The following is a 15,632-nucleotide window of genomic DNA, read 5'->3' on the forward strand; positions in this document are numbered from 1 at the left end:
CCCGCATTATGCGGGCTGGGAAGGGATTATTCGAATTCATTCCAGGAACGACCGTCTCGCGTGATCATCGCGACGGACGCCACCGGTCCCCAGGTGCCGGCCTGATAAGGTTTGGAGGAATCACCATCTGCGGCCCAGGCGTTGATGATGGAGTCAACGTATGTCCAGGCGGCTTCCACCTCGTCACGGCGCACGAACAGTGCCTGAATGCCGCGCATCGATTCCAGCAGTAAACGCTCGTACGCATCCGCCAGATGAGACTGGTTAAAGGTTTCTGAGTAGCTCAGATCCAGCTTGGTCGTCTGCAGTTTGTGTTTGTGATCCAGACCCGGCACCTTGTTCAGGATCTCAATGTCCACCCCTTCATCCGGCTGCAGACGGATCGTCAGTTTGTTCTGCGGTAACTCGGAGTAAGAGTCTTTAAACAGGTTCATCTCCGGGTTTTTGAAGTACACCACGACTTCAGAACACTTGGTCGGCAAACGCTTACCGGTGCGCAGATAGAAGGGCACGCCCGCCCAGCGCCAGTTGTCGATATCGACGCGAATGGCCACAAAGGTTTCCGTAGAGCTGGTTTTGTTGGCGCCCTCTTCTTCCAGGTAGCCGGGGACTTTTTTGCCCTGCACAAAGCCGGCGGTGTATTGACCCCGCACCGTTTTCTCACGGACGTTCGTCTGATCGATAGGACGCAGCGAACGCAGCACTTTCACTTTCTCATCGCGAATGCTGTCGGCACTGAGATCGGAAGGCGGAGACATTGCAATCATGGTCAGCACCTGTAACAGGTGGTTCTGGATCATATCGCGCATCTGTCCGGCTTTATCGAAGTAACCCCAACGGCCTTCAATGCCCACCTCTTCAGCCACGGTAATCTGCACGTGATCGATGGTGCGGTTATCCCAGTTGTTCACGAAGATGGAGTTTGCGAAACGCAGCGCAAGCAGGTTCAGAACCGTTTCTTTCCCCAGATAGTGGTCAATACGGAACACCTGACTCTCATCGAAATACTCGCCTACGCTATCGTTGATTTCTTTTGACGTTTCCAGCGACGTGCCGAGCGGTTTTTCCATCACCACGCGCGCCGGTTTCGCATTGAGCTTGGCCATGCCGAGGCCCTGACAAATGGCCCCGAAGGTGCTGGGCGGCATGGCGAAATAGTTAATCGTGGTGCGGTTTTTCTGATCCAGCATCTTACCCAGTCTTGGGAAATGCGAAGTATCGTTGACATCAAGGTTACAGAAATCGAGACGGTTACTGAGCTTATCCCAGAGCGCTTCGTCAATCTTTTCCTTCATGAAGGTTTCTAACGCCTCACGCACCACTTTGGTGTATTCAGCTTTATCCCACTCTGCACGGCCAACGCCGATAATGCGGGTTTCTTCATGAATCTGACCCGCTTTCTCTAACTGATACAGCGAGGGCAACAGTTTACGACGGGCGAGATCGCCTTTGGCGCCGAAAATTACCAGATCGCATGCCTGGGCTATTTGTGTTACCGCCATTTTCCTCTCCTCGTTGCAGGATAGTCCCGGTGGCGATGCATCCTGAGCACCGGGTCCATGTTGTTATTTACTTTCAGCACAATGTACTTTTTTCCCCAGGCCAGGTAAACCAGCCCGCGGCGTCACCCTACTTACTCTGCGCGTAATTCGCGTCTGTGGTAGGTTGACCCGTGCGCTTTCGCTTATTTTTCTGTGTCAAAAATTGTCTGGCTGCAGCCAGTGCGACGCTGATTATGGCAAAAAAAGGGCCAGCAGACTTATCAGACCTTGCCCCGCGGCTGATTCTACAGGGTCACCCCGGCAGCATTGCCTTTCATCTCAGCATTTATCCATTCTAACAGATATTTACTCCCTATCTGGTCGGGATAATGCGCCGGTGCAACACTTGCCGCTTTACGCTTTTCGCTGTTTACACCGGCTTCGTGGGCCAAACAACAGACGATGCCTTCCCCACCGGCAAACGAACGACCGCAACAGCCTGGTCTGTTACGCGCGGCCCGGCTGTAAATACGATACAGATGAACGGGCTGTTCAGCCTGCCGCGTTGTGACACGCAGAATGGCTGCGTCACTTGCGTCTGGTCAATTAAGCTGGCGCTAGCGTCGAAGGGGGGATGACTTCCTCGGTGAGTCTCAGTATTGTATCTGACAAAAGCGCCTTTACTGGACGTCTTCCGGGCGCAGTGCCACAGTTCTGACACACTCGAATGTATAATAATACCTCTGTGTGGTAATCAGTATCTGACGGGCTAATACCTTAAAAAGTAACGATTCAGCTCAGTTCCAAAATTCAAAGGAATCTCTATGTCCCGACGTTTAAGAAGAACCAAGATCGTAACCACTCTCGGCCCAGCCACTGACCGCGACAACAATCTCGAAAAAATCATTGCTGCTGGTGCCAACGTTGTGCGTCTTAACTTTTCACACGGTACGCCCGAAGATCACCAGATGCGTGCCGATAAAGTGCGTCAGATTGCGGCAAAACTCGGTCGACATGTGGCCATTCTGGGCGATTTGCAAGGCCCTAAAATTCGTGTATCCACCTTTAAAGAAGGTAAAGTCTTCCTGAACGTGGGCGACCGGTTCCTGCTTGATGCGGCGCTGGGCAAAGGCGAAGGCGATAAAGAACGCGTCGGCATTGACTATAAAGGTCTGCCCGAGGATGTGGTACCCGGCGATATCCTGCTGCTGGATGATGGTCGCGTCCAGCTGAAGGTGCTGGAGGTTCAGTGCGTCAAAGTGTTTACCGAAGTGACAGTAGGTGGCCCGCTTTCTAACAATAAAGGCATCAACAAACTGGGCGGAGGCCTGTCGGCTGAAGCCCTGACGGAGAAAGACAAAGCCGATATTATCACGGCCGCCAAAATCAACGTGGACTATCTGGCGGTATCCTTTCCGCGTTGTGGTGAGGATATGCACTATGCCCGCCGTCTGGCGCGCGATGCGGGCTGTGACGCGTTAATGGTCGCGAAAGTAGAACGTGCCGAAGCGGTCGCCTCGCAGGAAGCCATGGATGACATCATTCTGGCCTCTGACGTGGTGATGGTTGCCCGTGGCGACCTGGGCGTGGAAATTGGCGATCCGGAACTGGTCGGGATTCAGAAAGCCCTTATACGCCGTGCGCGCCAGTTGAACCGTACCATCATCACCGCGACACAGATGATGGAATCAATGATCACCAATCCTATGCCGACGCGCGCTGAAGTCATGGACGTCGCCAACGCCGTGCTGGACGGCACCGATGCGGTAATGCTGTCAGCCGAAACCGCTGCCGGTCAGTATCCGGCGGAGACCGTTGCCGCCATGGCAAAAGTCTGTCTGGGTGCCGAGAAAATCCCAAGCGTGAATGTCTCTAAACACCGTCTGGATGTGCAGTTCGATAATATCGAAGAAGCGATCGCCATGTCAGCCATGTACACGGCGAATCACCTGCAGGGCGTGACCGCCATTATTACCATGACGGAATCCGGTCGTACGCCATTGATGACCTCACGTATCACATCAGGTTTGCCGATCTTTGCCATGTCGCGCCACGAACGTACGCTGAATATCACCGCGCTGTATCGCGGCGTGACGCCCGTGTTTTTCGACAGCGATAACGAAGGCGTGGCCACCGCCCATGACGCCGTTAATCTGCTGCGTGACAAAGGCTTCCTCGTCTCCGGTGATTTAGTAGTCGTCACGCAAGGGGATGTGATGGGGGCAACCGGCACGACTAACACCGGCCGGGTGCTGCGCGTCGATTAATACCGCTTTTCATACACATCTGTATTACCATTTAAACGCGGCTGCCTTGCAGTCGCGTTTTTTGTTTTTTCATAAGGAGGCCAGATGGCCCGTTATCAACCCATCCGCCAGTTGACCGGACGCGTGATGCTGTTTCCGCTGGCGATGGTGCTTTATGAGTTCGCCACCTATATTGCTCACGATATGATCCAACCCGGCATGTTGCTGGTCACCGCCGAATTCGACGTAGGCGATCAGTGGGTTTCCACCTCTCTCACGGCCTATTTACTGGGTGGCGTGGTTTTACAATGGCTGCTTGGCCCGTTGTCCGATAAATATGGCCGCAGGCCTGTGCTGCTGTCCGGCATTCTGTTTTTTGCCGCCGCCTGTATTCTGACTACCTGGGTCAGCGACATTGAGCAGTTCGTCAGTCTGCGTTTCCTGCAGGGAATTAGCCTGTGTTTTATTGGTGCGGTCGGCTATGCAGCCATTCAGGAAGCGTTCGAGGAAGCACTGGCCGTGCGCATTATGGCGCTGATGGCGAATGTCGCCCTGCTGGCACCGCTCGCCGGGCCTCTGGCCGGCGCCGCCTGGCTCACGGTCGGAAGCTGGCGCAGTATGTTCTGGCTGTTTGCCGCCTGCAGCGCCGTGGCGTTTATCGTACTCTGGCGGGTCATGCCTGAAACCGCCGGCGATCGTCACCAGTCCATTGCGCTGCCGGTGCTGGCGCGCAATTATGGCCGACTGATAAAAGATCGTCAGGTGATGTTTGGGTCCTTTGCCATCGGACTGGTTTTCATTCCCATTCTGACCTGGGTAGCCCTGTCCCCGGTCATCCTGATGCGTGATGAAGGACTTTCACGAATGGAGTACGCCCTGCTCCAGCTGCCGGTATTTATGGCAATGATTGCCGGTAACCTGACCCTGAGCAAACTGGTTGGCCGGATGCCGATTGAGCAACCCGTGAAATTTGCCGCCTGGCCCATATTACTCGGGTTAAGCCTTGCTTTATTTGCCACGCTGATAAACACACACAGCTATTTGTTGATCACCGCAGGATTAAGCCTGTACGCGTTCGGCGGCGGGATGGTGAATGCCGGACTTTACCGGCTGACGCTCTATGCCAGCGATGAAGGTAAAGGCAGCGTCGCGGCCATGCTGGGCATGATCAGCATTTTGACGCTGGCTGCCGGCATTGAGTTGGCGAAGCACTTCTATTTTAGCGGTGGGGTAATCTGGTTTAGCCTGATCAACTTTATCAGTGGTGTCCTGTGGTTTGGCCTGGTGCTGATGTTTCTGCGGGAACGCAGGCGTCACGCCAAAGTAACGCCCGTCTAAATCAGAAAGGCCGCCATGCGGCCTTTCTTTATTTACGAGGATAAAGCTCGTCTCGCGAGTAGGGTTCGACATCACCCGCTTTGCGGGTTTTAAGCAGTTTCAGTATCCAGGTATATTGTTCCGGATGCGGACGCACAAACACTTCTACCTCTTCATTCATCCGCCGCGCCAGTTGACGGTCATCCGCTTCGAGTAAGTCATCCATCGGCGGACGAACGTAAATTTCCAGCTTATGCCTTGCTCCGTTATACACCGGAAACAGCGGCACGACGCGGGCGCGACAGACTTTCATCAACCGGCCAACGGCGGGTAAGGTAGCTTTGTAAGTGGCAAAGAAGTCGACAAACTCACTGTGTTCCGGCCCGTGATCCTGGTCAGGCAGATAATAGCCCCAGTAGCCCTGACGGACCGAACTGATAAACGGCTTAATGCCATCGTTGCGCGCATGCATACGACCACCAAAACGACGGCGGACACGGTTCCAGACATAGTCCACCAGCGGATCGCTCTGGTTATGGAACATCGCGGCCATCATCTGTCCCTCTGAGGCCAGCAGCATGGCCGGAATGTCCACAGCCCAGCCATGCGGCACCAGAAAAATCACGTTCTGCTTGTCGGCCTGCAGTTGATCAATGATTTCCCGACCGTGCCACTCAACCCGCTGTCGGATCTGTGCCGGATCGCGCATACCCAGCTCGGCCATCATGGCCATGGCTTGCGGTGCGGTGGCAAACATCTGATCGACGATCGCGTCACGCTGAGATTCGCTTAATTCAGGCAGGCAGTAATAGAGATTGATGAGCGCACGGCGACGCGCGCCCTTCGCCAGCTTACCAGCAAACTTGCCGAGCCCTCCCAGAAGCGGATCGCGCACGCGAGGCGGCATCAATGCAATACCCGCCAGCGCGCCAATGGCCAGCCAGCTGCCCCAGTATTTTGGCTTTAAAAAAGAACGTTCAAAAACGGGAATAAATTCAATGTTATTTTTTTTACGGGTTTCCATGCACTCGCCTCAATCAATGACGGGCTAATGATAGTGGCGACGAGTAAATTTGCAATCATCCTGCGCCAGAGATAAAAAAGTCGACGGCCATGCCGTCGACGTTATCAAAGTATTTACTTCATCCCCAACTGCGGTAACCAGCCTTTGACCTGAGCAAGATACTGCGAACGATCTTTGCCCGTCAGACCTTCCATGCGCGGCAGCTTGGCCGTCAGGGGATTAACAGCCTGATTATTAATCCAGATCTCAAAATGCAGATGCGGTCCGGTTGAACGGCCGGTATTGCCGGAGAGCGCAATACGATCGCCACGCTTTACCTTTTGCCCCGGTTTCACCAGCACTTTTTTGAGGTGCATGTAACGCGTCATATACTGACGGCCGTGACGGATGGCCACATAGTTACCGGCGGCACCGCCGTTTTTGGCCACCACGACTTCGCCATCGCCCACAGCCAGCACAGGCGTACCAACCGGCAGCGCGAAATCGACACCTTTGTGTGGAGCAATTCGGCCCGTCACCGGATTAAGACGGCGCGGATTAAAGTTCGACGAGACACGGTACTGTTTCACGGTGGGGAAACGCATAAAGCCCCGCGCCAGGCCCGCACCGCTGCGGTCGTAATATTTGCCGTCTTCGGCCCGGAACGCGTAATAATCTTTGCCGCCGCTGCGCAAACGCACACCCAGTAGCTGGCTTTGCGCGCTCTTGCCTTCCAGCATTTCGCGCGACATCAGCACGCTGAATTTATCGCCCGCGCGTAACTTACGAAAATCCATCTGCCACTGCATGGCTTTGATCACGCTGCTGGCCTCTGCACTGCTTAAACCGGCACGCATAGCGCTGGCGGCGAAGCTGCCGCGGACTTCGCCCTGAATCACACTGTTGCGCCATTCACCCTTTTGCATCTGCGACTGCATGCTAAAGCCACCTTTATCGGTGCGCGTATAGGTGCGGGTTTCACGACGCGAGATTTCCCAGGTAAAGGTATCCAGTGCGCCGGCATCATTGAGCGTCCAGCTGAGCTGCTGACCGACCTGCAAATTACGCAGATCTTTATCGCTGGCCACCAGCGCATTAATGTCGCTCATGTCGATGCCATACTGGTTCAGTGCGCTGCTGAGCGTGTCGCCTGAGGAGACGGTGTAATCGTGCGAGCCTGCCGTATCGGCGACATCCTGATCGACGTCGTCTGAAGGCAGTTCTTCATCGGGTTCGGGCGTGGTTTGATCGATAGGTTCACTGGCTTCAGGAAGCAGTGTGCGAAACTCGTTTTTGTCTAACTCAATGGCTTTGACGATGGGCGTAACATCATCATTCGGATGGTAAACATAAGGCCGCCAGACTGCGACGGCCAGAGTAACAACGGTTAACGATCCCAGCATAACGCGGTGGGGGCGCGGCAAATTATTAAATGCGAGGGCGACAGAGCGGGCTATCTGCTGCACGTTAAACTATTCCTCTATGCTCCTTTCAGGCAGGTCTCATACTGGCTCGACAGCTGTGAGAGGAATTTCACATAGCTGTCTTTTCCTAAGCTGATGTCTGTGCCCAGTGGATCGAGCGTGCCTTTACGCACCTGCGTTCCACGGGCAACAGCATCGATGACCGCCGGCCTGAATTGTGGCTCAGCAAAGACGCAAACGGCCTTTTTCTCAACCAACTGTGTTCGAATTTGATGTAAGCGCTGTGCACCCGGTTGAATTTCTGGGTTAACGGTAAAATGCCCGGTGGGCGAGAGACCGTAGTGTTTTTCAAAGTACGTGTAAGCGTCGTGAAAAACGAAATACCCTTTATCTTTAACGGGGGCAAGCTGTGAGATAATGCGCTTATCTGTGTCCGCTAATTCTGCCTCAAAATGCTGCAGGTTGGCGTCAAGTTTGGCTTTATCCTGCGGCATAAGTTCCAATAATTTTTCATGGATTGCAACCGCGGTTTTTTGCGCGATTTCGGGTGACATCCACAAGTGCATATTAAACTCACCGTGATGGTGATGATGCTCTGCATCGTGATCGTGCTCTGCTGCCTCGTGGTCATCGTGATCATCGTCTTCATCGCCCCGCAGCAACATCGTTTTTACGCCGGGAATTTGTACTATCTCTAGATTCTTTTTTTCTGGCAGGGCGGCGGCTGATTTGGTCATAAACGCTTCCATTTCTGGTCCCACCCAGACCACTAAGTCCGCGTTTTGTAAGCGTTTTACATCAGACGGACGCAGGGCATAATCATGTTCGGATGCGCCATCAGGCAGCAAGACCTCCACCGGTGTTACCCCGTCCGCAATCGCAGAGGCAATGAAGCCAACAGGCTTAATGGAGGCCACCACATTGGCATGAGCGGGCAAAGCAACGGCGGTAGCAAAAGCAAGCGCAGCCAGGGTAAAACCCACCCCTTTTTTATTATGTAACATAATGCGTCATTCCTTCGTCATCAACAGATTGGATGTGATATTATAACATTCGAAATTCTGCGCAACCTGTAAATCTTATGCCATCACTTGTCACACTTGAAAATGTCTCCATCCAGTTTGCTCAACGCACCGTCCTGTCTGGCGTGAGCCTGGCGCTTCATCCTGGTAAAATTTTGACGCTGCTGGGTCCCAATGGCGCGGGTAAATCGACGCTGGTGCGCGTGGTACTCGGCCTGCTCGCGCCCTCATCCGGTCAGGTGCATCGCAGTGCGAACCTGCGTATTGGTTATGTGCCTCAGAAACTGCACATCGATCCGACGTTACCGGTCACTGTCGAGCGTTTTATGCGTTTGTCACGTGGCGCACGTCATCAGGACATTCTGCCTGCGCTCAAACGCGTTCAGGCCGGTCACCTGCTGACCTCTCCCCTGCAGAGACTGTCCGGTGGCGAAATGCAGCGCGTCCTGCTTGCGCGTGCGCTGCTTAATCAGCCACAGTTGCTGGTGCTGGATGAGCCGACACAGGGCGTGGACGTCAATGGTCAGGTCGCGCTCTATGATTTGATTAACCAGCTTCGTCATGAGCTGAACTGTGCGGTATTGATGGTCTCTCATGATTTGCATCTGGTCATGGCCAAGACAGACGAAGTACTGTGCCTCAATCATCATATCTGCTGTTCCGGCACGCCCGAGGCTGTCTCCCAGCATCCGGAATTTATTGCCATGTTTGGGCCACGCGGCGCGCAGGAACTTGCTATCTATCGTCATCACCATAATCATCGTCACGACTTAAAGGGACGTATCGTACTTCGCAAGGGACCGGGTCCACTATGATTGAATTATTGCTACCGGGCTGGCTGGGCGGCGTCATGCTGGCGCTGGCTGCCGGTCCTCTGGGTTCGTTTGTCGTCTGGCGCAAGATGTCTTACTTTGGCGACACGCTGGCCCATGCCTCACTGCTGGGCGTTGCGTTTGGTTTAATGCTGGATGTAAATCCATATTATGCCGTGATTCTGGTGACGGTTTGTCTGGCGCTGGGGCTGGTCTGGCTGGAACGCCGCCCGCATCTGGCCATAGATACCTTGCTGGGCATCATGGCGCACAGTGCGCTTTCACTGGGACTGGTGGTCGTCAGCCTGATGTCGAATGTGCGGGTCGATTTGATGGCCTACCTGTTCGGCGATTTGCTGGCGGTCACCCCTGCCGATCTCGGGGCAATGGCTGCGGGCGTAGGTTGTGTTTTAGCGGTCATGGCCTGGCAGTGGCGCCCGTTGCTGTCGATGACCATCAGCCCTGAACTGGCGCAGGTCGACGGGGTGAATATTCAACGCACCCGGTTAATCCTGATGCTGGTGACCGCGCTGACTATTGGCGTGGCGATGAAATTTGTCGGGGCGCTTATCATCACCTCGCTGCTGATTATCCCGGCTGCGACGGCGCGACGCTTTGCACGTTCACCGGAAATGATGGCCGCGATTGCGGTGCTGATCGGGGTAATGGCAGTGACCGGCGGGTTAACCTTCTCGGCGTTCTATGACACGCCTGCGGGGCCGTCTGTGGTGCTGTGCGCAGCCATACTGTTTATCGTCAGTATGGTGCGCAAACCAGCGCTGTGATTACGCCTCTTTGGTGATACCGAAATGACGGTAAGCATGCTGCGTGGCCATCCGGCCGCGCGGTGTACGTTGGATAAAGCCCTGCTGAATCAGGAAGGGCTCGATGACATCTTCGATCGTTTCCCGCTCTTCACCAATCGCCGCCGCAAGGTTATCCAGACCCACCGGCCCGCCGGTGAATTTATCAATAATCGCCAGCAGCAGTTTACGATCCATATAGTCGAAACCTTCGCTGTCAACGTTAAGCATGTCCAGCGCGGTCACTGAGACTTCGCCGCTTAAGTTACCGTTTGCCCGCACTTCTGCAAAATCACGCACCCGGCGTAACAGTCGGTTAGCAATACGCGGCGTGCCGCGAGAGCGACGGGCGATTTCAAGGGCCCCCTCCTCGCTCAGCGCCAGGCCCAGACAGGCGGCACTGCGCCCGACGATATGCTGCAAATCTTTCACCTGATAGAATTCCAGCCGCTGCACGATACCAAAACGATCTCGCAGGGGCGACGTCAGTGAGCCCGCGCGCGTAGTGGCACCAATCAGCGTAAACGGCGGCAGATCAAGCTTAATCGATCGCGCTGCCGGACCTTCGCCAATCATGATATCCAGCTGATAGTCTTCCATCGCCGGATACAGTACTTCTTCAACGACCGGTGACAGGCGGTGAATCTCATCAATAAACAGCACATCATGCGGCTCAAGGTTGGTCAGCATCGCCGCCAAATCGCCCGCTTTCTCCAGCACCGGACCGGAGGTGGTGCGCAGATTGACGCCCATCTCATTAGCCACAATGTTCGCCAGGGTGGTTTTTCCCAGCCCGGGTGGGCCAAAAATCAGCAAATGGTCCAGCGCATCGCCACGCAGTTGGGCCGCTTTGATAAAAATTTCCATTTGCTCCCGCACCTGCGGCTGGCCGACATACTCGGTCAGCATCTTAGGCCGGATGGCGCGGTCGAGGCTCTCTTCTTCGCTAACGCTGGCGGCGGAGATCAGGCGATCGGCTTCAATCATGAATTACCTCAAATAGCGGCGCGGAGCGCTTCGCGAATTAATGTTTCACAATCCGCGTCAGGGCGACCCACTTTGCTGATCATGCGGCTCGCTTCCTGCGGTTTATAACCCAGGGACACCAGCGCTGCAACCGCTTCCGCTTCGGCGTCGTTGGTTTCGGGTTCCGGGCCCGGCGTGGTCAGCGTAAAGGCCGAGTCACCGCCAAACAGATCGCCATGCATCCCTTTAAAGCGATCCTTCATCTCGACAACCAGACGCTCGGCGGTTTTCTTGCCCACACCCGGCAGTTTGACCAGAGCGGCAATCTCTTCTTTTTCCACCGCCGTGACAAACTGCTGAGCGGACATGCCCGACAGAATAGCGAGCGCCAGTTTCGGCCCAACGCCGTTGACTTTTATCAGTTCACGAAACAGGGCACGTTCCTGTTTGCTGTTAAAGCCGAACAGCAGTTGCGCGTCTTCACGAACCACAAATTGCGTAAAGATTATCGCTTCGTGATTAAGCTCAGGCAGTTCATAAAAACAGGTCATTGGCATATGGACTTCATAACCAACGCCATGCGCCTCCAGCAGGACCAGCGGTGGCTGCTTTTCCAGAATGGTTCCCCGTAAACGACCTATCACCTGATGCCTTCCTTATTCAACGTATGTGGCGGAATTTATACCATAAAAAAGGCTGGATGAATATCCAGCCTGACGGGCATATTGCGGGGATTGCCGTTAGCGCTGCCGCAGCCGGCCGCGGGTCAGCACCAGCGTGTTCTCACTCATGCGCGCGGCATTCTGTGCAACATGGCAGTGCGTAATCGCGATAGCCAGCGCATCGGCGGCATCAGCCTGCGGACTGGCTGCAAGCTTCAGTAAAGATTTGACCATATGCTGAACCTGACTTTTTTCTGCCCCGCCGGTTCCGACAACCGTCTGCTTCACCTGACGTGCGGCATATTCGAACACCGGCAGGTCATGGTTTACCGCCGCGACGATGGCGGCACCGCGCGCCTGGCCAAGCTTCAGCGCCGAGTCGGCGTTCTTCGCCATAAACACCTGCTCGATGGCGAAAAAATCAGGCGAAAACTGCGTGATAATTTCGCAAACGCCAGCATAGATCAGTTTCAGGCGCGCCGGCAATTCTGTCGTATTGGTGCGGATACAGCCGCTGCCCAGATAGGTGAGCTGGCGGCCGGTCTGACGAATCACCCCGTAACCGGTGACGCGTGAACCGGGGTCAATCCCCAGGATAATAGACATGACGCGTCTCCAGCCAGCGATGAAAGCGGTACAGCATTACAGCGTTTCCGCCACCTCATCGGAGATCTCACCGTTGTGGTAAACCTCCTGCACGTCGTCGCAGTCTTCCAGCATATCGATCAGACGCAGCAGTTTCGGTGCGGTTTCCGCATCCATTTCCGCTTTGGTTGACGGAATCATCGCAACTTCCGCCGTATCCGCTTTCAGACCGGCGGCTTCCAGCGCATCGCGCACGGTGCCCATCTCTTCCCAGGCGGTGAAGACATCGATAGCGCCATCATCATACGTAACCACGTCCTCTGCACCGGCTTCCAGCGCGGCTTCCATCACCGCATCTTCATCCTGGCCTGGCGCGTAAGAAATCACGCCTTTTTTGCTGAACAGGTAAGACACGGAGCCATCGGTTCCCAGGTTGCCGCCGGTTTTGGTGAACGCATGACGCACTTCACCCACCGTACGGTTTCGGTTATCACTCAGACACTCGATCATGATGGCCGATCCCCCCGGACCGTAACCTTCATAGATGATGGTTTCCATGTTGGAATCATCTTCGCCGCCCACACCGCGTGCAATCGCACGGTTCATGGTATCGCGTGTCATGTTATTAGACAGCGCTTTGTCCATGGCAGCACGTAAACGTGGGTTAGAACCGGGATCGCCCCCACCCAGTTTCGCGGCGGTCACCAGCTCGCGAATGATTTTGGTAAAGATTTTACCGCGCTTGGCATCCTGAGCAGCCTTGCGGTGCTTGGTATTCGCCCATTTACTATGTCCAGCCATCTTACATATTCTCCGATCTTAACAATCGCACGGGCTATCTGACTTACGATCCGCCTCCCGACAGTGCCTGCCATCCTCACGTCGTTATAAACGTTCCGGTTGCACTGCACTGACAGACGCGGCTTCGCGATACCGATGATGCCCGACTCTTCAATTTTAACGGCGCCGGTTTATCACCGGCACCCGGTTTAGGGAACGAAGGATGAGCTTCGTCGAATTCGTGAAATTTAACGTTACTGCCGTCTGAAAAACGCGTTACGGCAGGCATTCAGATAAATTCCTCAATCGCCTGGCGGTTACTCCAGGACTTGGTCAGGGCAGCAGCAGCGGCGGGCTCAAGCCAGCGCGCGGCAAGATGCTCGGTGAGCAGCAGGTCGCGCTCTGCGGGTAAGGCCAGCCTGAACCAGTGTTCACGGTTATGCGTGATGCCCGGTGCGTAACGGTGGCGATAGTGCGGGAAAATTTCAAACTCGATCTGTTTGTGACAGTCTTCCAGCACTAACTTTTCGTCCGCAATGTTGATGGACAGCTCCTCTGACACCTCACGCTCGGCCGCCTGGCGCGGGGTTTCCCCGACTTCCAGGCTGCCTGTGACCGACTGCCAGAAGCTGGCATCATCACGTCGCTGCAGCATTAACACCCGGCCAGTATCTTGCGCAAAAATCACCACCAGCACCGATACCGGATGTTTATTGCCCATTACTTGTTCTCTGACTTTTCTTTCTTCGGCGCCACCAGAATGCCCAGATCCAGCAACGCGGCAGGATTGGCTTCGCTCGGTGCTTCGGTCATCATGCACGCGGCGGCGGTGGTTTTCGGGAATGCGATAACATCGCGAATGTTATCGGTGCCGGTCAGCAGCATCGTCAGACGATCCAGACCAAACGCCAGGCCCGCGTGCGGTGGTGTACCGTATTTCAGCGCGTCAAGCAGGAAGCCAAACTTCAGGCGCTGCTCCTCTTCGGTGATCCCGAGGATACTGAACACCGTCTGCTGCATTTTGCTGTTGTGAATACGCACGGAACCGCCGCCCACTTCGTAGCCGTTAATCACCATGTCGTAGGCATTTGCCACCGCCTGAACCGGATCGCTGGCCAGCGCCTCTGCGGTCATGTCTTTCGGTGAGGTGAACGGATGGTGCATCGCAGCCAGACCGCCCTCTTCATCTTCCTCAAACATCGGGAAGTCGATTACCCACAGCGGTGCCCAGGCGTTTTCGTCGGTGATCCGCAAATCGCGGCCGACTTTCAGGCGCAGCGCACCCAGCGCATCCGCCACGACTTTCGCGCGATCGGCACCGAAGAAGATCAGGTCGCCATCCTGTGCGCCCGTGCGGTTCAGTATCGCTTCCACGATGTCGGCACTGAGGAACTTGGCCACCGGACTCTGCACGCCCTCGAAGCCGTTGGCACGTTCGTTAATCTTCATCCACGCCAGCCCTTTGGCCCCGTAGATTTCAACAAACTTGCCGTATTCGTCGATTTGCTTACGCGTCAGCGCCGCACCGCCGGGCACACGCAGCGCAGCTACGCGGCCTTTCGGGTCATTAGCGGGACCCGCGAAGACCTGGAATTCGACGCTTTTCAGCAGACCGCCTACGTCCACCAGCTCCATCGGGTTGCGCAGGTCAGGCTTATCCGAACCAAAGCGATGCATGGCTTCGGCAAAGGTCATCTGTGGAAACGCCCCCAGATCCACCCCTTTGATGTCCATCCACAGCTCACGAATCAGACGCTCCATCTTCTCACGCACCTGTTCGGCGGTCATGAAGGAGGTTTCAACGTCGATCTGGGTAAACTCTGGCTGACGATCAGCACGCAGGTCTTCATCACGGAAGCACTTAACGATCTGATAATAGCGGTCGAAGCCGGACATCATCAGCAGCTGCTTGAACAACTGCGGTGACTGCGGCAGCGCATAGAACTTCCCTTTGTGCACACGGCTGGGCACCAGATAGTCGCGCGCGCCTTCTGGCGTTGCTTTAGTCAGCATCGGCGTTTCGATATCCAGAAAGCCTTCGTTATCCATAAAGCGACGCACAAAGCTGGTGATTTTCGCACGGGTTTTCAAACGCTGCGCCATCTCCGGACGACGCAGGTCCAGATAGCGATACGTCAGACGCGCTTCTTCGCTGTTGGTCTGGTTAGAATCCAGCGGCAGAGGGTCAGCACGGTTGATGATGGTCAGCGCGTGGGCGAATACTTCCACGTCGCCGGTCGCCATGTCGCTGTTTCGGTTCTTTTCGTCACGGGCACGGACGGTACCGGTGATCTGGATACAGAATTCGTTACGCAGTTCAGATGCCAGCTGGAACGCCTCTTGATGATCGGCATCGAAAAACACCTGGGCGATGCCTTCACGGTCGCGCATATCGATAAAGATCAGGCTTCCCAGATCGCGACGGCGATTGACCCAGCCGCAAAGCGTAACTTGCTGACCCACATGAGACAGATTGAGCTGTCCACAATACTCTGTACGCATAACACTATCCTTTTAACTTCGCCGCTGCA

At 55.2% G+C, this 15,632-nt stretch carries 14 protein-coding genes; 4 read left to right on the top strand and 10 right to left on the bottom strand.

Annotation, left to right across the window (positions count from 1 at the left end):
* Positions 1 to 26: 26 nt before the first annotated feature.
* Complete coding sequence (gene zwf / locus RAC65_RS03270; RefSeq protein WP_006120280.1) at positions 27 to 1,502, bottom strand: glucose-6-phosphate dehydrogenase; 1,476 nt, start codon at positions 1,500 to 1,502, stop codon at positions 27 to 29.
* Between the two features lie 803 nt (positions 1,503 to 2,305).
* Here zwf and pyk point away from each other — a divergent pair.
* The gene (gene pyk, locus RAC65_RS03275; protein ID WP_375096345.1) at positions 2,306 to 3,748 is read left to right on the top strand and encodes a pyruvate kinase; all 1,443 of its coding nucleotides are present in this window, start codon (positions 2,306 to 2,308) and stop codon (positions 3,746 to 3,748) included.
* An 84-nt stretch (positions 3,749 to 3,832) separates the two neighbouring features.
* Positions 3,833 to 5,065 carry an MFS transporter gene (locus tag RAC65_RS03280; RefSeq protein WP_054633646.1) on the top strand — a complete coding sequence of 411 codons (1,233 nt, stop codon included), beginning with the start codon at positions 3,833 to 3,835 and terminating at the stop codon, positions 5,063 to 5,065.
* Between the two features lie 28 nt (positions 5,066 to 5,093).
* Here the strand turns inward: RAC65_RS03280 and lpxM are convergent, their stop codons facing one another.
* The 3 genes from lpxM to znuA form a co-directional block, all read right to left on the bottom strand.
* Positions 5,094 to 6,068 (bottom strand): lauroyl-Kdo(2)-lipid IV(A) myristoyltransferase, encoded by a 975-nt coding sequence (lpxM, locus tag RAC65_RS03285; RefSeq protein ID WP_039343145.1) that lies wholly within the window; start codon positions 6,066 to 6,068, stop codon positions 5,094 to 5,096.
* Between the two features lie 113 nt (positions 6,069 to 6,181).
* The gene (gene mepM / locus RAC65_RS03290; protein WP_325990767.1) at positions 6,182 to 7,513 is read right to left on the bottom strand and encodes a murein DD-endopeptidase MepM; all 1,332 of its coding nucleotides are present in this window, start codon (positions 7,511 to 7,513) and stop codon (positions 6,182 to 6,184) included.
* Between the two features lie 14 nt (positions 7,514 to 7,527).
* Entirely contained in the window at positions 7,528 to 8,475 is a 948-nt protein-coding gene (gene znuA / locus RAC65_RS03295; RefSeq protein ID WP_205950329.1) for a zinc ABC transporter substrate-binding protein ZnuA, read from the bottom strand.
* A 77-nt stretch (positions 8,476 to 8,552) separates the two neighbouring features.
* Here znuA and znuC point away from each other — a divergent pair, with 77 nt between their 5' ends.
* Together znuC and znuB are read left to right on the top strand one after the other, a co-directional pair.
* Complete coding sequence (gene znuC / locus RAC65_RS03300; RefSeq protein ID WP_375096346.1) at positions 8,553 to 9,308, top strand: zinc ABC transporter ATP-binding protein ZnuC; 756 nt, start codon at positions 8,553 to 8,555, stop codon at positions 9,306 to 9,308.
* On the top strand, positions 9,305 to 10,090 hold the full coding sequence (gene znuB, locus RAC65_RS03305; RefSeq protein WP_054633643.1) for a zinc ABC transporter permease subunit ZnuB: 786 nt from the start codon (positions 9,305 to 9,307) through the stop codon (positions 10,088 to 10,090). The genes znuC and znuB overlap by 4 nt, the downstream gene beginning before the upstream one ends.
* Here the strand turns inward: znuB and ruvB are convergent, their stop codons facing one another.
* From ruvB to aspS, 6 genes are all read right to left on the bottom strand, one after another.
* Positions 10,091 to 11,095 carry a Holliday junction branch migration DNA helicase RuvB gene (gene ruvB, locus RAC65_RS03310; RefSeq protein WP_006120271.1) on the bottom strand — a complete coding sequence of 335 codons (1,005 nt, stop codon included), beginning with the start codon at positions 11,093 to 11,095 and terminating at the stop codon, positions 10,091 to 10,093. It lies immediately after the preceding gene.
* 8 nt (positions 11,096 to 11,103) lie between these two features.
* Entirely contained in the window at positions 11,104 to 11,718 is a 615-nt protein-coding gene (gene ruvA, locus RAC65_RS03315; RefSeq protein ID WP_006120270.1) for a Holliday junction branch migration protein RuvA, read from the bottom strand.
* Between the two features lie 96 nt (positions 11,719 to 11,814).
* Entirely contained in the window at positions 11,815 to 12,342 is a 528-nt protein-coding gene (gene ruvC, locus RAC65_RS03320) for a crossover junction endodeoxyribonuclease RuvC (protein WP_033741979.1), read from the bottom strand.
* 36 nt (positions 12,343 to 12,378) lie between these two features.
* The gene (locus RAC65_RS03325; RefSeq protein ID WP_205956508.1) at positions 12,379 to 13,122 is read right to left on the bottom strand and encodes a YebC/PmpR family DNA-binding transcriptional regulator; all 744 of its coding nucleotides are present in this window, start codon (positions 13,120 to 13,122) and stop codon (positions 12,379 to 12,381) included.
* A 268-nt stretch (positions 13,123 to 13,390) separates the two neighbouring features.
* Positions 13,391 to 13,822: a dihydroneopterin triphosphate diphosphatase gene (gene nudB / locus RAC65_RS03330; RefSeq protein WP_006120266.1), complete on the bottom strand. Its 432-nt coding sequence runs from the start codon at positions 13,820 to 13,822 to the stop codon at positions 13,391 to 13,393.
* Positions 13,822 to 15,603 (bottom strand): aspartate--tRNA ligase, encoded by a 1,782-nt coding sequence (gene aspS, locus RAC65_RS03335; protein WP_324030510.1) that lies wholly within the window; start codon positions 15,601 to 15,603, stop codon positions 13,822 to 13,824. Before aspS ends, nudB begins: the two co-directional genes overlap by 1 nt.
* Positions 15,604 to 15,632 lie beyond the last annotated feature (29 nt).

It is taken from the genome of Pantoea sp. BS_8, from assembly GCF_041954965.1.
Lineage (GTDB): Bacteria > Pseudomonadota > Gammaproteobacteria > Enterobacterales > Enterobacteriaceae > Pantoea > Pantoea stewartii.